At 37.6% G+C, this 19,403-nt stretch carries 16 protein-coding genes and 1 riboswitch; of the genes, 8 read left to right on the plus strand and 8 right to left on the minus strand.

The annotated features are described in order from the left end of the window. Positions 1-24: 24 nt before the first annotated feature. Entirely contained in the window at positions 25-2,568 is a 2,544-nt protein-coding gene (locus EWU22_RS12450) for an SLBB domain-containing protein (RefSeq protein ID WP_130925808.1), read from the plus strand. 9 nt (positions 2,569-2,577) lie between these two features. Next, complete coding sequence (locus tag EWU22_RS12455) at positions 2,578-3,672, plus strand: Wzz/FepE/Etk N-terminal domain-containing protein (protein ID WP_130925809.1); 1,095 nt, start codon at positions 2,578-2,580, stop codon at positions 3,670-3,672. Between the two features lie 72 nt (positions 3,673-3,744). Here EWU22_RS12455 and infB read toward each other — a convergent pair whose 3' ends face one another. The 3 genes from infB to EWU22_RS12470 are packed head-to-tail and all read right to left on the minus strand — an operon-like array spanning position 3,745 to position 8,331. After that, positions 3,745-6,549, minus strand: a complete 2,805-nt coding sequence (gene infB, locus EWU22_RS12460) for a translation initiation factor IF-2 (protein ID WP_130925810.1) — start codon at positions 6,547-6,549, stop codon at positions 3,745-3,747. A gap of 41 nt (positions 6,550-6,590) precedes the next feature. Further along, entirely contained in the window at positions 6,591-7,838 is a 1,248-nt protein-coding gene (gene nusA, locus EWU22_RS12465; RefSeq protein WP_109323922.1) for a transcription termination factor NusA, read from the minus strand. 16 nt (positions 7,839-7,854) lie between these two features. Beyond that, a complete protein-coding gene (locus tag EWU22_RS12470; protein WP_130925811.1) occupies positions 7,855-8,331 on the minus strand; it encodes a ribosome maturation factor RimP in 477 nt (158 codons plus the stop codon). A 207-nt stretch (positions 8,332-8,538) separates the two neighbouring features. Here EWU22_RS12470 and EWU22_RS12475 point away from each other — a divergent pair, with 207 nt between their 5' ends. After that, entirely contained in the window at positions 8,539-9,354 is an 816-nt protein-coding gene (locus tag EWU22_RS12475; RefSeq protein WP_109323925.1) for an enoyl-ACP reductase FabI, read from the plus strand. Between the two features lie 63 nt (positions 9,355-9,417). Next, positions 9,418-9,930: a DUF4833 domain-containing protein gene (locus tag EWU22_RS12480; RefSeq protein ID WP_130925812.1), complete on the plus strand. Its 513-nt coding sequence runs from the start codon at positions 9,418-9,420 to the stop codon at positions 9,928-9,930. A gap of 221 nt (positions 9,931-10,151) precedes the next feature. On the opposite strand, the gene EWU22_RS12485 is transcribed toward EWU22_RS12480, so the two are convergent. After that, positions 10,152-12,110, minus strand: a complete 1,959-nt coding sequence (locus tag EWU22_RS12485; RefSeq protein WP_130925813.1) for a TonB-dependent receptor plug domain-containing protein — start codon at positions 12,108-12,110, stop codon at positions 10,152-10,154. Positions 12,111-12,184: 74 nt separating this feature from the next. After that, a riboswitch (cobalamin riboswitch) is annotated at positions 12,185-12,380 on the minus strand. Positions 12,381-12,500: 120 nt separating this feature from the next. On the opposite strand from EWU22_RS12485, the gene EWU22_RS12490 reads away from it, so the two are divergent. Genes EWU22_RS12490 through EWU22_RS12500 form a run of 3 tightly spaced genes read left to right on the plus strand, consistent with a single transcriptional unit; the run spans position 12,501 to position 14,342 of the window. Beyond that, positions 12,501-13,067, plus strand: coding sequence for a DNA-3-methyladenine glycosylase I (locus tag EWU22_RS12490; RefSeq protein ID WP_130925814.1), 567 nt, complete (start codon positions 12,501-12,503; stop codon positions 13,065-13,067). 4 nt (positions 13,068-13,071) lie between these two features. Next, the gene (locus tag EWU22_RS12495) at positions 13,072-13,803 is read left to right on the plus strand and encodes a polyprenol monophosphomannose synthase (RefSeq protein WP_109325409.1); all 732 of its coding nucleotides are present in this window, start codon (positions 13,072-13,074) and stop codon (positions 13,801-13,803) included. Continuing rightward, the gene (locus EWU22_RS12500) at positions 13,800-14,342 is read left to right on the plus strand and encodes a CopD family protein (RefSeq protein ID WP_130925815.1); all 543 of its coding nucleotides are present in this window, start codon (positions 13,800-13,802) and stop codon (positions 14,340-14,342) included. The genes EWU22_RS12495 and EWU22_RS12500 overlap by 4 nt, the downstream gene beginning before the upstream one ends. Here EWU22_RS12500 and smpB read toward each other — a convergent pair. The 4 genes from smpB to EWU22_RS12520 all read right to left on the minus strand — a co-directional run bounded on the left by smpB (position 14,339) and on the right by EWU22_RS12520 (position 18,326). Further along, positions 14,339-14,800, minus strand: coding sequence for an SsrA-binding protein SmpB (gene smpB, locus EWU22_RS12505; protein ID WP_109323933.1), 462 nt, complete (start codon positions 14,798-14,800; stop codon positions 14,339-14,341). The genes EWU22_RS12500 and smpB overlap by 4 nt on opposite strands. A 59-nt stretch (positions 14,801-14,859) precedes the next feature. Continuing rightward, complete coding sequence (locus EWU22_RS12510; RefSeq protein ID WP_109323934.1) at positions 14,860-15,441, minus strand: OmpH family outer membrane protein; 582 nt, start codon at positions 15,439-15,441, stop codon at positions 14,860-14,862. Positions 15,442-15,516: 75 nt separating this feature from the next. Continuing rightward, positions 15,517-15,885: a hypothetical protein gene (locus EWU22_RS12515; RefSeq protein ID WP_130925816.1), complete on the minus strand. Its 369-nt coding sequence runs from the start codon at positions 15,883-15,885 to the stop codon at positions 15,517-15,519. Between the two features lie 2 nt (positions 15,886-15,887). Further along, positions 15,888-18,326, minus strand: coding sequence for a penicillin acylase family protein (locus EWU22_RS12520; RefSeq protein ID WP_130925817.1), 2,439 nt, complete (start codon positions 18,324-18,326; stop codon positions 15,888-15,890). Positions 18,327-18,458: 132 nt separating this feature from the next. Between EWU22_RS12520 and EWU22_RS12525 the strand changes: the two genes are divergently transcribed. Next, entirely contained in the window at positions 18,459-19,403 is a 945-nt protein-coding gene (locus tag EWU22_RS12525; RefSeq protein ID WP_130925818.1) for a N(4)-(beta-N-acetylglucosaminyl)-L-asparaginase, read from the plus strand.

Here is a 19,403-nt window from a genome sequence, read left to right on the forward strand (position 1 = left end):
TACAGTAGTTCATTTCCTTAGTCTATGAGATTTTTCAAAAAAACACAGCATACATATCGCCTCTTCATATTACTATTAGTATGCCTAGTTAGCCTTGCATCATTTGCTCAAACTACGACACAAAGCAAAAAAAATGTAGATGATTTGACAGAAGATGAAGTCGCACAGTTTTATCAAAAAGCTGTGGACAGTGGCATGTCAGAAATGCAAATCGAAAAAGCTGCAAAAGCACAAGGTTACACTGCAGCTGATATTGCAAAAATGAGAGATAAACTTAACAAGCTCACAACTACCCCAAAATCTGGGAATAAAATTGAATCTTCCGAAAACGCAGGAAATAGAGTTACCAATGGAAAATTGAGTAAACCTAAAAAAGATGAAAATTCTACTGAAACTAAAAATGCCAATTCAGTTGAAAATCCTAACACTCCTAATAATCCTAAATTAAAAAAGTCCTTAGACGAACAAATTTTCACACCAGAAGAAAGAATATTTTTAGCACAACCGTTAAACGTGTATAATGATAGTTTAGTTAAAGTCTATAAAGAGTTACAATTAAGAAGATCAAGTGCATTAGAAAAAGTAATATACGGAGCTGATTTGTTTGACACTGAAACCTTAAACTTCGAGCCAGACCTCAAAATTGCCACACCAAGCAATTATCTATTAGGTCCTGAAGATGAACTTAATATTGACATATTTGGAGATGTCCTCGATAATTTCAAAGTGAAAGTCAGTACAGAAGGTACTGTCAAAATCCTCAATTTAAGCCCTATTTATGTAAATGGTTTGAGTATAGATGCCGCATCAAATAGAATTATTGGAAGACTTCGACAATTATATCAGGGATTAAATAAACCAGGAAGTGGTTCATCTGCTCAAGTTACTTTAGGAAATGTACGAAGCATTAGAGTCACATTAACTGGTGAAGTAAAGTTTCCCGGAAGTTATACTGTTTCATCTCTTGCGACCATATTTAATGCGCTATATTTAGCAGGTGGACCCAGTTCAAGTGGATCTTATCGAAATATCCGATTAATTCGAGGGAATAAAACAATTAGAACCTTAGACTTATATGATTTTCTCTTAAAAGCAGATCAAAAAGATAATATTCATTTACAAGATCAGGATATCATTCGAATATCTGATTATGAAACGAGAGTCGAATTAATTGGTGAAGTTAAACGACCAATGATCTTTGAAACAATCAAAGGAGAAACATTAAAAGATGTATTGCGCTTTGCTGGAGGATTTACCAATAAAGCTTATACTTATTCTATTCCAGTTACAAGAAATACTTCAAGAGAATTGAAGCTTATGAATGTAACTCAAGACGAGGTATCTAATTTTTTACCCCAAAATGGAGATAAATATGTCATTGGTGCTATCATTGAAAGGTTTGAAAATAGAGTAGAAATTGAAGGAGCGGTATTTAGGCCGGGTATGTATGCCTTAGAAAACGGAGTAAATACAGTTAAAGAGTTAATTAAACGAGCTGAAGGTGCAAGAGAAGATGCCTTCCTTAATAGGGTTACCATTACTCGCAGACAAGAAAATTTTGAACCTCAAATCATCTCCATTGATTTAGGGAAAATTTTACGCGGGGAAGTAGCTGACATTCCATTACAAAGAGAAGATGTCATCAAAGTATTCAGTATTTCCAATTTAAAAGAGAAAAGAATTGTCAGTATTTTCGGAGAAGTTAACCAAGAGGGTGAGTTTGAATATAAGGAGGGGATGAAGGTTGGAGATTTGATTTTATTGGCTAAAGGTTTCAAAGATGGAGCAAGTTTTTCCAAATTAGAATTAGCTAGAAGAGTTGTAACTCATGGATTAGGCTCTATTTCAGATGATAAAATTGAAATCAAAACATTTAACATTGATGGAAACCTTCAACTATCCAATGAAGGAAATCAATATATATTAACTCCATTTGATATACTATCGATACGTCGATCACCTGATTATGAGGATCAAAGATATATTTCTATTCAAGGAATGGTGAACTATCCTGGGGTTTATGCACTTAAAAATAATCAGAAAAAAATATCAGATTTTATCGAATTATCAGGTGGACTCAAAGCAGGAGCATTTTTAGAAGGAGCTCAATTATACAGACATTCGGAAATTGTTGGGATCAATATTGAAGAAATTATTGCTAATCCAAATTCTAAAGACAACATGTATTTGATGGCTTTAGATTCGGTATATGTTCCAAGAATTGATCAAACAGTTAAACTTTCGGGTGCTCTTCAGAACCCAATTTCTGTAACCTATAAGCCTTACTTTAAATTGAGCGATTATATTTCTGAAGCGGGAGGATTTTCTCCTAATGCGATTAAAAGTCATGTTTATGTAAAAAATCCTAATGGAATTTCTAGTAGGACCAAGAAGTTTCTCTTTTTCAAGAGTTACCCCAAGGTTTTACCAGGTTCAGAAATTATTGTTGATGGAATTCCACTTGGTGCAAAGAAAGGTCTAACTACAGCAGAAATTATGGGTTTAACAACTAGCTTAACCTCATTCTCATTAACCTTGGTTTACTTAATTAATCAATTAGCCAAATAAGCTTCATTAATGTCCAAAGATAGCATACATAATAGTCCAATTGAACAAGAGGATATCTCTATTAACATAGCTGAAATCTTTCAAGCCATCAAATCTCATTTTATTTTAATTGTAGCTATATCGGTAACCTTTGCGGCTTTAGGGGCTGTTTATTCATTAACCATTCCTAATGAATATCAATCCAATGTGAAATTATTACCAGAAATTGATGCTAAATCTAGTGGGAGCAATTTAGGAGGACTTAAATCATTGGCCGGTTTGGCTGGGGTTGATATAGGTGGAGGGTCAGGTGTAGATGTTGTTAGACCAGAAATATATCCAAGTGTATTACAAAGTACTCCGTTTCTTCGAGAAGCATTAAAGAGCAAGGTGTTTGTTCAAAAAAGAAAAAAATGGATGACTGTATTTGATTACATTGTTACTTCCCCAGAACTGCCCCCAATCCAAATCTTCTCCAAAGATAAATCTAAGCGAAAACAAGAAGAGGCTTTAACTATTCCAAAAGAAGGCTTATCACCTGAATTAATCAATCTAAGTCGGTTGGAATTAATAGGAATTACCAATTTAAGAAATAGAATTTCTGCTGAAACGGATAAAAAAAATGGGATGGTAACAATTACTGTCAAATTAACTGATCCTATTGCTACAGCCATGCTTATTAATTTCACTCAGAATTACTTGACAAAATATGTTTCAAGTTATCGAACAGAAAAAGCAAGAAAAGAATTGAAATTTTTACAAGATCGACATGCTGAATCTAGAAAAACGTACGACAATGCTTTAAGTAGATTATCCACTTACAAAGACCAACATCGAAATACTTTCTTACAAGTAGCCAAAGATCAAGAAAAGAAACTCCAATATGAGGTTGATTTGGCATTCAATATCTATTCCAGTATCAGTACTCAAATGGCCGATGCAGCAGTTAAAATACAAAGAGAAACCCCTGTATTTAAAGTATTAGAACCAGCACAAGTTGCCCTTGAAAAATCTGAACCAAAACGAAGTCTAATTACCATTGGATTCCTATTTTTCGGAGTATTTATATCTCTCGTAATTGTATTTTTTAGGACAGTTAATTTGAAACAATTATTAGATAAATAAAACTACTTCCTTTCTATCACAAAAAAGGCCGATTCTTTCGAATCGGCCTTTTTATATTTAATACCTTAAAATCTATTTTAAGGTACGTTTTACTTCCTTCATTTCATAACACTCAATGGTGTCTCCAACTTCTAAATCATTGAAGTTCTTAACAGACAATCCACATTCATATCCAAATTTAACTTCGGCTACATCATCTTTGAAACGTTTCAAGGCTGAAATTTCACCTTCATGAACCACCACAAAGTCACGAATTACACGAATCTTATTGGCACGTTTAACCGTTCCATCCAATACATAACAACCCGCTACTGTACCAATTTTTGAAATTTTGAATACATCACGCACTTCAATATTCGAAGTAATAACTTCTTCAAATGTTGGAGCCAACATACCTTCCATAGCCGCCTTGATTTCATCGATTGCTTGGTAGATAATAGAATAGTTTCTAATTTCAATCTGCTCAGCTTCAGCCAATTTACGGGCATTCACAGAAGGACGAACTTGGAAAGCAATAATTACTGCATCTGAAGTAGAAGCCAAAGCTACATCAGATTCTGAAACCTGACCTACTCCTTTGTGAATAATTCTCACCTGAACTTCTTCAGTAGATAGCTTTAATAAGGAATCAGACAAAGCTTCTACGGAACCATCCACGTCACCTTTCACAATCACATTCAATTCACGGAAGGTCCCGATTGCCTTACGGCGACCAATCTCTTCTAAAGTAATGTGTTTTCTAGTACGTAATGATTGCTCACGTAAAATTTGCTCACGCTTATTAGCAATTTCACGAGCTTCACGCTCATTCTCTAAACAAAGTAATTTATCACCTGCTTGAGGAGCTCCATTTAAACCTAATACTTGAACAGGTGTAGATGGACCCGCTTTTTTAATTTTATTTCCGTGGTGATCAAACATAGCCTTTACACGACCATAGTTATCTCCAGCCAACATCATATCTCCAATGTTCAAAGTACCAGCTTGAATTAAAAGCGTAGTCACATAACCACGGCCTTTGTCTAATTCTGCTTCAATGACAGAACCGATAGCTTTCTTATTTGGATTGGCTTTTAAATCTAGCAATTCTGCCTCCAACAATACCTTTTCCAATAAATCATCAATACCTAATCCTGACTTAGAAGAAATTTCTTGACATTGGTATTTACCACCCCAATCTTCCACTAACATATTCATGGCAGCTAACTCCTCACGAACTTTGTCTGGATTTGCACCATCTTTATCTACTTTAGAAAAAGCAAATACAATAGGTACACCAGCCACCATAGCATGGTTAATAGCCTCTTTGGTTTGTGGCATCACAGAATCATCCGCCGCAATTACAATGATTACAACGTCTGTAATTTTAGCACCCCTTGCACGCATCGCTGTAAAGGCTTCGTGACCAGGCGTATCTAAGAATGTTACTTTCTTACCCGATTCTGTTTGAACCGAATAAGCTCCAATATGTTGAGTAATACCTCCAGCTTCACCTGCAGCTACTTTGGCACGACGAATATAATCCAACAAGGATGTTTTACCGTGGTCAACGTGACCCATGATGGTCACAATTGGTGCTCTTGGAACTAAATCAGCCGGATCATCTTCAATTTCTACTTCAACAGCATCGATTTCTTCTTCTGCTGAAATAAAACTCACTTCAAATCCAAACTCATCTGCAATAATGGTAATCGCTTCGGCATCCAAACGCTGATTGATCGAAACGAACATACCCAAACTCATACAAGTAGAAATTACTTCATTGACAGATACATCCATCAAAGAAGCTAAATCGCTCGCTGAAATAAATTCGGTTACTTTTAAGATTTTTGATTCTTCATCCTCAGCTAATTGACGAGCCTCATCTGCTTCTGCACGCTCTCTACGCTTAACACGTCGCTTATCCGCCCCAAAGCTTTGCTTGTTGGTTGCACCTTGCAAGCGAGCCATCGTTGCTTTAATCTGCTCTTGAATATCTTTATCAGAAAGTTCTTCCTTAGGTCCTCCTGGTTTAGCACCTGGAGCAGCTGGTTTCTTTCCGAAATCCTTTTTCTTGAAGTCGCCTCCTCCTCCAGCTGGTGCCGGACGATTCGAAGTATCATTAGAAACAGGTCTCTTTTCTTCTTTAATAATACGCTTTCTCTTGTGCTTTTTGTCACCCGAGCGATCACTTGGTGTAGGTAATTCAATTTTACCTAATACCGTTAAACCTTTTAGGGTCTCCCCTTTCGCTTCAATCAACTCAATATCTGGTGTGGTTGACTCCACTACTGGAGGAACAACAGGTGCTACTGGAGCTACAGGTTTTGGTTCTTCCTTAACAGGCTCAACCGCTTCTTTAACTGGCTCTACTTGAGCTTCAGGCACAACGGGCACTACCGGCTCAACTACTTTTTCTTCTACTACTTTCGGCGCCTCCACTTGTTTCTCAACTGGCTTTGGCGCAATAGGATGGCCTTTTTTGTCTAAATCGATTCTACCCAAAACTTTTAAACCCATAGGTCTTGGTTCCTCTTCTTGTACTGGTTCAGGTTTTGCAACCTCCACTACGGGAACTTCAACAACTTTAACAGGTTCCGGAGCTGGAGCTACAACCTCTACAACAGGGACTGGCTCAGGTTTTTTCTCCTCGACCGCAACAACAGGTTCTGGCACAACTACTTCTTCAACAGCTTTTTTAGGCGCTTCAGAAGCTTCCAGAATATGATTCGCATCATATTCTCTAGCCAATAAGCTAAGCTGCTCAAAATTTAATTTGGCATTTGGGTTATTATCAATTTTGTGACCCTTAGCAGAAAGAAACTGAAGGATCGTAGACGTCCCCACGTTTATTTGTTTTGCTACAAGGCTCAATCGCATTGTCTTTTCTTCTGCCATAAAAATTACAAAATACTATAATTCATTCAATGTGTTACAACTTACTCAAATTCAGCACGAAGAATCGATAAGATATCTTCGATCGTCTCCTCTTCCAACTCTGTTCTGCGCTCTAATTCTTCTTTAGATAAAGCTAAAACCTGCTTGGCTGTATCCAAACCAATCTTATGTAGCTCATCCAAAATCCAAGCGTCAATGTCGTCAGAGAATTCATTCAATTCTACATCCTCCTCGTCCAATTCATCCTTAGGAACATCACGGAAGACGTCAATTTCATATCCAACTAACTTACCTGCCAACTTAATGTTTTGACCTCCACGACCAATAGCCATAGACACTTGATCCGAGTTTAAGAATACCGAAATACGCTTACGCTCTTTATCAATTGTCATCGAGTTCAATTTCGCTGGACTTAATGTTCTAGCAACTAATAACTCTAAATTATCAGTGAAGTTAATCACGTCAATATTTTCATTCTGTAATTCACGAACGATTCCATGAATACGAGATCCTTTCATACCCACACAAGCTCCAACTGGATCAATACGATCATCGTACGATTCTACAGCTACTTTGGCACGCTCACCTGGTTCACGAACAATCTTACGAATCGTGATAGTCCCATCATATATTTCTGGAATCTCTTGCTCAAACAATCGCTCCAAAAATACGGGTGAAATACGTGAAAGAATAATACGTGGAGTACCATTCGCCATTTCTACCTTATGGATAATTGCTTTAATTGTTTCTCCCTTCTTGAAACGATCCTTAGGAATCATTTCCGTTTTTGGTAAAATCAATTCATTGTCTTCACTATCCAATAAGATCAATTCGCGACCTAAAATTTGGTATACCTCAGAGCTTACTAATTCACCAACTAAGTCCTTATATTTATCATAAAGACTTTCTTTTTCTATATCCTTAATCTTCTGGATCAAGGTCTGACGAGCTGTTTGAACCACACGACGACCGAAATCCTCTAGTTTAATCAATTCAGCTACTTCTTCTCCAATCTCAAAATCGGGCTCGATTAATTTCGCTTCAGACAAAGGAATTTTATCAAAATCCCAAATATCTTCCGAATTATCGTCCACGATTTCACGTGTACGCCACATCTCTAAATCGCCACTCTCGGGATTAATAATCACATTGAAGTTTTCATCGGAACCAAATTTCTTGCGAATCATGGTACGAAACACATCCTCCAAAACCGCAATCATGGACGGTTTATCAATGTTCTTTTCCCGAGCAAACTCTGCAAATGACGAAATTAATTCAACACTGTTCATTGCTATCTCTCTTTTTTTATTGAAATGACACTTGTACTTTAATTTTATCTATTTCTGCCAAAGGAAACCACGTGGATTCTTTTGCCACAATCACGCGATGTTTCAGCGTTTTTTCTGTTAATATTTCAATCGAATCTTCCTTATAAGCTAACAGCACACCTTCTACTTGACCTTCTTTTTTCATCCAAACTTTAACCTTGCGACCAATGTTCTTTTGAAACTGCCAACCCTGCGTTAAAGGAAAATCTAAACCAGGAGAAGAAACTTCTAAATTATACGCTTCCTCAATCCACAAATTCTCTTCGATGTGGTGAGCCAACTTACGGCTCAACAATGCACATTCATCAATGGATATGCCTTCTAAGGTGTCAACCAATATGGTTACTAGACTACGCTTGGCGCCTTGAGAAACCTGCAAATCCACTAAAAAAATAGGACCCTCTCCCACATAAGCCAACAACCACTCCCTAATTTTTTCTGATAAATCACCCATGCTTTTTCAATTGAAAACAAAAAGAGGGATTAAAAACCCCTCTTCATTTCTTAAATTTCCTCTGCAATTTACGCATAATTTTCTAAATAACAACCCATTCAGCAAATAGAATGGTATTTGAGATAGATAAATCCATTCTATTCTGAGAAAAAATTCGTTACTTTGGAGGCAAAATCACAAAATTTCAATCGATCTAGATCGCTTCTTATGGCATATCAATTACTAAAAGGAAAAAGAGGTATTATTTCTGGCGCATTAAACGAAGATTCCATTGCCTGGAAAATTGCAGAAAGAGCTCACGAAGAGGGAGCCACTTTCACCTTGACCAATGCACCACTCGCTATGCGTATGGGCGAAATCAATCACCTAGCTGAAAAATGCGGCGCTAAAGTAATTGGTGCTGATGCCACGTCGATTGAAGACTTAGAAAAATTATACGATGAGTCCATTGAATTTTTAGGTGGACCAATTGATTTTGTACTACACTCCATTGGAATGAGTACTAATATTCGTAAAGGGCGTGAGTATGGAGATTTGAACTACGAATGGTTTTTAAAATCATTGGATGTATCTGCGCTTTCATTTCACAAAATGCTACAAGTAGCTCAGAAAAAAGATGCAATTGCTCAAGGAGGTTCTGTTGTAGCACTTTCTTACATTGCAGCTCAGCGTTCATTCCCTGATTATACGGACATGGCTCAAGCAAAAGCCATGCTAGAATCAATTGCAAGATCTTATGGCTACCATTATGGTAAAGCTAAAGGTGTTCGTATCAATACCGTTTCTCAATCGCCTACCAAAACTACGGCGGGAACAGGTATCAGTGGCTTCAATGCATTTTATGAATATGCTAATCAAATGTCTCCTTTAGGCAATGCTACTGCCGATGAATGCGCCGATTATGTCATCACCTTATTTTCTGATTTAACTCGCAAAGTAACTATGCAAAACTTATTTCACGATGGTGGATTTTCTTGCGTAGGTATTTCTGAGGAAATTGTTGAAAAGATGGAAAAACAATAATCATTTTTTTATTTCATTCTAGGAATTACATTGAATCTACCGTCTGCTTTTATTCGCATTTTTATGTGTCTAGTATGGGGAACAATCCCTGTATTAGCCACAGGTGAAATATTCCCAAATCCACCTGAAAGTGCCATTCGTTTATTCTACATCCAACGGAGCTCTAATTCAAATGTGGTGGTTTATGATGCGAATTTAACAGCCAATAAAGCCCTTCATACCAAAAATCCCGTACACACCTATTGGATTCGATATGCAGAAAAAGGCCAACAAGAAGAGCTGTCTTCCATACAAAAGACCTTGGCCTATGGGCTATATACTAATAAAATAACGAGTGAAATAGAACCTTCCTATGAAGGTTATTTCTTAGCATATCGTAAAAGAAAATTTGTTGTTAAACTCGATCCTAAAGGGGTGCCTATTGCCCTTTTTCCCATCAATGGGAGACTACAAGTATTGAAACGTATCTTTGTTAGTGTGGATGAAAGTAAATTCATGCCTTCCGTTAATTACATAGAATTATTCGGGAAAGACCCTATCTCTGGGAAAGATGTCTATGAGCGGTTTAAACCGTAAAATCATTAACGCTGTCAAGGTTCTAAACCTTGACAGCGTTGGTAAAACTGCCCATTTTTTCTTAAAAAATCCAACGACTTATTGATATTTAATTTAAAAAATCAATGTCTTGATATTAATAAAGTAATATCAATTTTTGGTCGACTTTAAAAGCTGGAAAAAGATAATTTTGCCTAACGCTGGCAAGGTTTAGAACCTTGACAGCGTTGAAAAAAAGGCAATTACCACTGATACTTGAATGCCAGTAATAAATTCATTGGCTGTGTCGAATATCCATATGATTCGACAAAAGCTTGATTGTACAAATTCTTGATTAAGAGATTAAATTGTACATGCTTATTCACCTGATAACTACTTTGGATTTCTGCCCAAACATAAGGTTTCAATTCCTTTGAAACGACACTAAATAATGCCTCATCATATACAAAATCTATCCTTCTTGCTTGCCCATGGTGCAATAACGACACTTGCCATTTAGCATTAATTTGATATCCTAAATTTAACACCAAAGCATGTGCAGGTCGCCTAATCAATGATGAATACGTACTATCTTTCCCAGCAAATTTATTCGTCAAGTTTCCATCCAAAAATGTATAGTTCAAAGTAGAATTAAAGCTACCCTTACGATACCCCCCTTCTACTTCTATTCCTTGCGTATTTTGTTTTGAGACATTAACATATTGACCGTATGGATCTACATTCTTTGATTGAAATACAATCCCATCCTTAACAGAGTTTTGAAATCCTACGATCCTTGCCGACCAAGCTGGCTTAGCAATAGATAATCCAAATTCCAAGGTTGTTCCTAATTCAGGTTTCAATACACTATTACCATAAGGAGAATATAATTGGTACAAAGAAGGCACCTTAAATCCTGAATTGACATTTGCGAACAACTTCCAGCTTTTCGTTAAAAACACATATGGATTGATGGTAAAAGTGGTGAAATCACCAAAATTGGACGACTTATTCCAACGAGTACCCACCTCAATTCCGCCCATATCCCAATTCTTTTGAACTGTGGCATATGTAGCCCAAATAGATTGATTCGCTTTTTCAGGAGCTAATGATGGTGAATCATATCGACCATAAGCACTAATGGAATAGTCGGATTGTAAGGTATTTTGATATCGATACTCAGTACCAGCTAACAATACAAATTCCCTCCCCAATGACCACTTGCCATACCATTCAAGACCTTGACTTTTGCCTTCATAGGTTGAATGTGAAAAATTGGTCCAAGCATTGGCAGCTATAAAAGTAGAGTCATTCGTAAATTCTCGATGAATAACTTCATGGAAAGCACGCAAATACCAGGTAAGATAGTCCCCTTTGTACTGATATTGCATACGTAATGAACTAGAATTTGCTTTGGCTGTATAATCTTTTTCATCTGCATATGGACCAGCATCTAAATTACTTTTATTCGCATTCCATTGGTAATAAACATCCAACCAGGACTTTTCACCAATTGGTCTCGACCAACCCACATGTACCTGCTGTTGGCGAAATCCATCTTTCTCAAATGTTCCCATTGTATCTTTTGCAGCTGAATAACCTTGGCTGATAAAATCTCGAACTTGAATATTCCATAAATTTTTTGCTATTGAACCACGAACTTGAGCCGTCGTATTCAATTCACCTATACTTCCAGCTTGAATTTGAACTTTACCTTGGACCTGCTTTGAACTAGGCTTTTGCGTCACCAAATTAATAACTCCTGCCATGGCATCAGAGCCATACAAAGTAGACTGGCCTCCTTTCAAAATTTCAATTCGCTCCAATGAACTAATATCCAATAAATTCCAATCCATTACTTGCGAAATATGTGACGGATCATTCACAGGAAAGCCATCAATCAATAATAATACGTGTCCTGTGTTAGCACCACGAACATAGATTTCTTGATTAGATCCTGGAGCACTTCTAGCCCCATTAACAGAAATTCCCACTTGACTTTGTAGAACTTCAGCCAAGCTTTTACCTGTCATTTGGTCTAGTTGGGCTCGACTAATTATACTTACTACTTTCCCTGTTTGGTTTAATTTTTGGGGAAACTTAGGCGCAGCAACTTGTACCTCTGACAACAATTGTGAGTCAGCAGATTGCTGAGCAAAAACCACGGCGCTAGGGAATAAGATTACCCCCAATGCCAAGCATTGCGATTTAAAATGAAACATGATGTTTAGCCTCTCGGCTATAAAATTGAAAAAATACTCGAACGCTCAATATCGTCTCATCCTCCGTAATGCGACATCAAGAATCGAAAAAGGCAGGTCTCCTGACTCGTTTTCATCATTTATCTGCCTTCCCAGAAAATCCAGTGGCCTTGATTTGACAAATGTTTTACAAAAACTTACAGTTGCGAGGACAGTTTTGGCTTTTACCAAATTCCCTATTAAGTGAAAATCTTTAAGAAAAAATCACACACCTTAATCTAATGCCAAAGGTAAAAATTATTTTGAAAGAATTGGTTCTACCACTCCTTAGAATTCTGAATTTGTGAATTTATCAGTTTTTAACAAGGCAAATCCCCATAAATTCACTTGCTTGCAACCTAATTGAATGATATGACGAATCAAACTCGATGCGCATGGGTTTCTTCTGACCCTCTCTATATCGCCTACCATGATACTGAATGGGGCAAACCTCTTCATGATGAAAAAAAGCTGTTTGAACTTTTAATCCTAGAAGGTTTTCAATCTGGATTGAGCTGGATTACCATACTTCGTAAAAGAGAAGATTTCAGAGAAGCTTTCAATCAGTTTGATTATCAAGAAATTGCTCAATGGAAGGATGAAAAATTAGAGGAATGTCTCAAAAATCCAAAAATTATTCGAAATCGATTAAAAATCAATGCTGTTAAAATGAATGCGCAAGCATTTATCAAAATTCAGGAAAAATTTGGTAGCTTTGACCGCTACATTTGGGAATTTGTAGGGTTTAGCCCCATACAAAACCACTTCTTCAGCCATCAAGAATTACCTAGCAGTACGGTGCTCTCACTAGCCATGAGCAAATCCCTGAAGAAACACGGTTTCAAATTCGTAGGCCCTACCATTTGCTATTCGTTTATGCAAGCTGCAGGCCTAGTTAATGACCACATTACTGAATGTTTTTGCTACCAAAAAAATTAAATTTATGAATTCGAGGATTGTCATCATCCCGACCTATAATGAAATTGAAAATATCCAAGCCATTATCGAAAAGGTAATGAGCCTAGATCCTTTATTCGATTTACTCATTGTTGACGATGGCTCACCTGATGGTACTGCACAGGTAGTAAAACAGCTACAAACAACTTTTACAGATCGACTTCACATAATCGAACGTCAGGGTAAATTAGGATTAGGAACCGCCTATATTGCTGGATTTAACTATTGTATTGAAAGACAATACGATTATATCTTTGAAATGGATGCTGATTTCTCCCATAATCCCGATGATTTAGTTCGGTTGTATCAAGCATGTGAACAAGGTGCTGACATGTCCATTGGTTCAAGATATATCAATGGAGTTAATGTGGTTAATTGGCCAATAGGAAGAGTATTAATGTCCTATTTTGCTGGATTTTACGTTCGTTCCATTACCGGAATGCCCATCCAAGATGCTACAGCAGGATTTGTTTGTTATCGAAGAAAAGTACTTGAAACAATACCCCTTCACGAAATCAAATTCATCGGCTATGCATTCCAAGTTGAAATGAAATTCACAACTTGGAAATATGGATTCAAAATTATCGAAGTTCCCATCATATTCACCGATCGAACGAAAGGAGAAAGTAAAATGTCTGCCAATATTTTCAAAGAAGCTATCTTTGGGGTTATACAACTAAAAGTCAATAGTTTTTTCAAACGCTACCAAAGACCATGATCTATCCAATTATAAAATCACTGCACATTATTTTTGTGGTAAGTTGGTTTGCTGGATTGTTCTATTTGCCCCGTCTATTGGTATATCACGCAGAATCTCAGGATAAATCGGAACCCGAACGCAGCATTCTTTCTACGCAATTCGAAAAAATGCAGAAGGTATTATTCAATGCCATCATGATTCCCGCCATGTTTTTGACTTGGTTAACAGGTTTGAGCTTGATTTACCTCCAATGGTGGGATGGATTTGGACAACATACTTGGTTACACCTAAAGCTCGGCTTTGTCGTTGGAATAACCATTTACCATTTTTATTGTCGCTATATAATCTTACAATTTCGCCAAAAGAATTTTATTTTCTCTGGCCCCAAACTTCGCCTTTTCAATGAGATTGCGACTATTTTATTGGTTTCAGTCGTATTTTTAGTTGTCGGGAAAAACAGCCTAGATTGGCTTTATGGATTGCTGGGATTCACCCTATTCGGAATACTCATTATGGCAGCTGTAAAGATTGCTAAGCGTTTTAGAAACAAAGCTTAGGTTAATTGCCTAGCCATTTCGCGTTTGACATCCTTCTCCTTGATATCTTCACGCTTATCGAAACTCTTTTTACCTTTGGCTAATGCTATGTTTAATTTGGCATAACCTTTGTCCGAAATAAATAAACGCGTAGGAATGATGGTCAAACCCACATTCTTTAATTCCTTTTGAAGCTTCTTTAGCTCTCTTTTTGACAGTAATAATTTCCGATCTCGAAGCGGTGTATGATTGAAATGCGTCCCTTCCTCATAGGTGGAAATATGCATATTTCTCACATACAATTCATCTTGCATAAAAAGACAATAGGCATCCGTTAGATTAGCTTTCCCTTGACGGATCGATTTAATCTCCGTACCAGTCAATACCAATCCTGCTGTCCAAGTTTCTAAAAATGCATATTCAAAAGAAGCCCTTCTATTCTGGATTTCAACTTTCTTTTGAATTTTTTCTCTTGCCATAATGCTCCAAATAAAAAAGCCACACAGATTCACTGCGTGGCTTTTTCGAGTTTAAAAGATTACTTACCTGTTTTCTTGGCAGCGTATTCTTTGTTCAAACCTTCAATCATTTTTTGAGTCACATCTACAGATGCATCGGCAAATAAAATACCGCCACCTAATTTAGAATAACCCAAAACGAATTCGTATTTGTTCTCTTTATTCACTTTAGTGATATATTCACGAATGTTATTGTATAACTCTTCGTTTTTCTTTGCTTGTTCTTGACCAAGCTCAGCTTGCTTTTGCTGGCTATATTGTTGCAACTCCGCTCCTTTCTTTTTCAAAGTCATGTCAGCTGCTTGTAATTCTGCTTGAGTCATAGCAGAAGCACGTTGTTGAATCGCTTGCAATTCTCCTTGAAGTGCACGTTCTTTTTGACCTAAATCAACTTGTAAACGATATCCTTTATTTTCAAACTCTTTTTGAGCGTCTTTGTAGAATTGGTAATTGTTCAACAGGGAATCAGAATTAACAAAAACGATTCTCTTTCCGTCAGTGGTAGTCGCACCAATTCCTGCAGATGATCCTGATGGTTTAAAGTACAAATAGGCAATGGCAAAAGTTAAAACTACTAACCAAGCATAATGAAGATTTTTCACGGGGTATAATGTTTAAAAATGACTAGGACGTAAAGATACAAGGTCTTATTCAGTTGTCCTAAAAAATTACAATTTTCAATGAGTTCCTCTCAATTTTGAGCCTGCCCAAGACCATAAAGCTCCTGTTAAGCCACCAAATACTCCTGTTACCAAGTATAAAATGACTACACTTCCACCAACTGGTAAAATTTGTGCCATGCGTGAAGGTAAGGTACTAGGGAATTGACTGTCCATCCATACTGCCGCTAATGCCCATAAAACAAAACCCGAAGCCAAGCCAATTAAAAAGGCTGATTTACTAGGTAAAGCTAAAAAGAAGGAAATGATCCCAAAGGCAATCCCCATGGAATACCAAGGTAAATAAGTTTGAACTAATCCTCCCACAATGACCATGATGAGCACCACTGTGAGGGCAAAAGATGTATTCATTTTACGTTGTGCCATAATTACTTAGTTAATATCATTTTTTTACGAATTCGATTGGTTTTTTGGTCAGGCTGATTCAAAAACAAGAGTGGTCTCAACTCTCCTTTTGCCCAAGTATCGATTAAATCATCATAATGGGAGCTACCCGGATTTCCTGATTGTCCACCAGGATATACACCATAGGCATTCGGGTTACCTGATTTGGACAATTCCACCACTAATCTCCAAGAAGGGCCTGTTTTCGTTGTAGAGGCATTCACAATAGACCCGCCTCCACCTATTGGAATATTGAGTCGACTCAATGCATCCATACCTGGTATTAAATGGCGAACCCCAGTTTGCTTATGTTTATACCAAACCCAATCTGCCCCCAATGGACCATGTAGCTTGGTTAAGCTATCGATATTCGCTTGAAAAGACGTACGAATGATATCAGCCATACTTTCCTTTTTATTTTTTGTTTTCACATTGTCCCACCAAATAGCTGTAGGTTCTTCAATAATTAATTTCAACGTTCTATCAACAGTCGGAATATTCATTGGGGCCTTTTCATCTGCATTGAATTCATCATCCCAAAGAGAAGACTGCAATAGAATCACCCAGTTTTCAAAGATGGTTGCTCCAATGGACTCTTTGGAATTTTGCAAATTCCATTTTTTAAGTACATCTAATGCGGCTGCCATTTGAGGGTTGGGATTATTTACAAGTGGCAATAATAATGGCAATAATCGACGTGCTCGAATGTTGAAATTATCGTTTTGCAATCCTCGTAAAGAATCAACAGTTGCTTTACTCATGGCTGTCAAACGCTCATTAATTCTTCTTCCACGTTCGGATGGGGCAAATTGCCATCCCAAGTAATAAGGATAGCTCTTATCCACTGAAAACTGGTTAGCTGAGCTCACAAATCCTCTTGGAGGATTTTTTACATGCGGATCATGATCATGTGGAATATAACCCTTCCAATCTGCTGCTGGATCAGTACCATCGAGTAAATATTTACCCTGTAAATTCGATTTCAAAGGAAATTTGCCATTGACCCAAAGTGCTATATCTCCTTGATTACTAGCAAATACGAAGTTTTGAGCAGGAGCCGAAAAATGGGTAATGGCGGCTTTGTATTCCTCATAATTCGCTGCGCGATTCAACTGATAAAAAGCCGAAACTTCGCTCGATTTTTCCAAGGCAATCCACTTTAAAGCATGACCAACAGGAATATTTGATCGAAAAGGTTTTTCGTGGCTCAAATAAACCACAGGTCCATGGTGAGTAAAAAATACAGTATCTACAAAATCATCTTCTCCTCTTACTTTAAATCGCTCAATCCGCATGGTGGTTTTCTTCCATTTTCCATCGTGCCAATACTCCCGCTTAGATGCATCCTTGAATTTTATTTGATACCAATCCATCACATCAGAACCCACATTGGTAACTCCCCAAGCGATGTTCTTATTAAAACCGGCAATGACATTGGGCGATCCAGGCATCGTGGAACCATACACGTTAATTCCTGGTGCAACCAATTGCATTTGATACCAGATAGAAGGCAACGATAGGGTCAAATGCGGATCATTAGCCAAAATAGGCATGCCTGAAATGGTCTTATTTCCTGCTACCGCCCAGTTATTAGAACCCGTATTAGGGTCTTTTTCTGGAGTTCTCATAGTACTTCCTTGGCCAATAAAATCAGCCGGGGCTGCTGGAATAGGTAGTGGTTTGAAATCCAATGGTGTACCTTCTGGAATGATTGGACTTTCCTCAAAAGGATAATTGGGAAATAAGTGTTCGGCTACTTCCCGACCGTATTTTCTCAAAATATTGGTCATTTTTAAATCATCTGTACCCGAAGCCAAAACAAATGACATATTCTTTAAAAATAGCGCACTTTTTAATGGTTCCCATTTCTCTGGACGATAATTCAACAATTTATATTCCAAAGGTAATGTTCGATCATTTAAGCTTTCTATGTAGGCATTTACCCCATCAGTATAAGCCTCTAATGACGCTTTTGCCAGGGGATCTTCTACCATTCCTTTTAAGGATTGTTCTGCCCCGTAGACAGCACCCATTCTTCGTTGAAATTGATCCGAAGCCATTCCTTTGGACCCCACAATTTCCGATATTCTTCCTCCTGCAAAATGGGTTTGAAATTCCATTTGCCACAAACGGTCTTTGGCAGTCAGATAACCTTGTGCTAAATATAAATCATGGTCATTTTTGGCAAAAACATGGGGTATCGCCATTTCATCATACAAGACCTGAACGGGTTCCAACAAACCTGGAATTTGCAGATTTTCTTCCGTTTGTTCGGAGGCATCTGCTTTTTCTGCATTGACCCAAAATCCATGAAAAGGACTTAGTAATTTACCCATCGGAGGTAAGGTCCCCCAATTGGTATGCAGCGCATAAGTCCAGATTAAGGTAACGATTAAAGGGAAAAAGGATTTAAATTGTCTCATTGATACGTTGGGCACGAATTTGAAGATGAAAATTCAAAGATTTTTTTTTACTTTGGAAAGACAATTTTACACATTTGTTATTCAATCAACAAACAAAATTATTTCTTACGAGGGCGTGGCCATAAAATTTGAATGAAAAGAAGATCATTTTTACAAACTACTGGAATATTGGGACTAGCAAGTCCAGCATTATTAGAACAAAATACGAGCGTCCCAGAACCCATCATCATTGCTACCTGGAAAAATGAAAAAGGTACCCTAGCAGGTTATCAAAAAATCATGGAGACGGGTAAAGCATTAGATGGTGTAGAAGCAGGAGCTTTGGTACCAGAAGCAGACCCCAATGAGACCACGGTGGGTTATGGAGGCTATCCTGATCGTGATGGACATGTCACATTAGATGCTTGCATCATGGATCACCTTGGCAATGCGGGATCCGTCACTTTCTTGGAACATATCATGCACCCCATATCAGTTGCTAGAGCTGTGATGGAAAAAACGCCACATGTGATGCTATCTGGTGAAGGAGCCTTGGAGTTTGCTTTATCACAAGGTTTTAAGAAGCAAAATCTATTGACCGAGAAATCTAAACAAGCATGGCTTGAATGGAAAAAGAAAGCCAAATACGAACCAAAAGTAAACATTGAACGCCATGACACCATAGGATTATTAGCTTTAGGTAAGGCTGGGGAAATCGCTGGTGCCTGTTCTACCAGCGGCATGGCCTTTAAAATGCATGGACGTGTAGGAGACTCCCCGATTATCGGTGGAGCCGTATTTTGCGACGATGAAGTAGGTGGTGCTTGCGCCACTGGTTTAGGGGAATTTGTCATGAAAACCTTGGGGTCTTTTTTAATTGTGGAATTCATGCGACAAGGTAAAAGTCCACAACAAGCTTGTGAAGAGGCGATTATGAGAATTGTCAAACGATATAAATACCAAGAATTTCAAGTTGGCTATCTAGCCATGAATAAAAAAGGGGAATATGGCGCTTATTCTATCCAAAAAGGCTTTAATTTCACTATTACCAAGAATGGTAAAACGGAAGTAATAGAAAGTGCCTCTTACATGTCTTAA

Origin of the sequence: Aquirufa nivalisilvae (assembly GCF_004307455.1) — a bacterium.
GTDB lineage: Bacteria > Bacteroidota > Bacteroidia > Cytophagales > Spirosomataceae > Aquirufa > Aquirufa nivalisilvae.

Excerpts from the sequence above, each read along its gene's own strand:
- EWU22_RS12450 (WP_130925808.1), top strand. The coding sequence starts at position 25 with ATGAGATTTTTCAAAAAAACACAGCATACATATCGCCTCTTCATATTA.
- EWU22_RS12455 (WP_130925809.1), top strand. The coding sequence starts at position 2,578 with ATGTCCAAAGATAGCATACATAATAGTCCAATTGAACAAGAGGATATC.
- infB (WP_130925810.1), bottom strand. The coding sequence starts at position 6,549 with ATGGCAGAAGAAAAGACAATGCGATTGAGCCTTGTAGCAAAACAAATA.
- nusA (WP_109323922.1), bottom strand. The coding sequence starts at position 7,838 with ATGAACAGTGTTGAATTAATTTCGTCATTTGCAGAGTTTGCTCGGGAA.
- EWU22_RS12470 (WP_130925811.1), bottom strand. The coding sequence starts at position 8,331 with ATGGGTGATTTATCAGAAAAAATTAGGGAGTGGTTGTTGGCTTATGTG.
- EWU22_RS12475 (WP_109323925.1), top strand. The coding sequence starts at position 8,539 with ATGGCATATCAATTACTAAAAGGAAAAAGAGGTATTATTTCTGGCGCA.
- EWU22_RS12480 (WP_130925812.1), top strand. The coding sequence starts at position 9,418 with ATGTGTCTAGTATGGGGAACAATCCCTGTATTAGCCACAGGTGAAATA.
- EWU22_RS12485 (WP_130925813.1), bottom strand. The coding sequence starts at position 12,110 with ATGTTTCATTTTAAATCGCAATGCTTGGCATTGGGGGTAATCTTATTC.
- EWU22_RS12490 (WP_130925814.1), top strand. The coding sequence starts at position 12,501 with ATGACGAATCAAACTCGATGCGCATGGGTTTCTTCTGACCCTCTCTAT.
- EWU22_RS12495 (WP_109325409.1), top strand. The coding sequence starts at position 13,072 with ATGAATTCGAGGATTGTCATCATCCCGACCTATAATGAAATTGAAAAT.
- EWU22_RS12500 (WP_130925815.1), top strand. The coding sequence starts at position 13,800 with ATGATCTATCCAATTATAAAATCACTGCACATTATTTTTGTGGTAAGT.
- smpB (WP_109323933.1), bottom strand. The coding sequence starts at position 14,800 with ATGGCAAGAGAAAAAATTCAAAAGAAAGTTGAAATCCAGAATAGAAGG.
- EWU22_RS12515 (WP_130925816.1), bottom strand. The coding sequence starts at position 15,885 with ATGGCACAACGTAAAATGAATACATCTTTTGCCCTCACAGTGGTGCTC.
- EWU22_RS12520 (WP_130925817.1), bottom strand. The coding sequence starts at position 18,326 with ATGAGACAATTTAAATCCTTTTTCCCTTTAATCGTTACCTTAATCTGG.
- EWU22_RS12525 (WP_130925818.1), top strand. The coding sequence starts at position 18,459 with ATGAAAAGAAGATCATTTTTACAAACTACTGGAATATTGGGACTAGCA.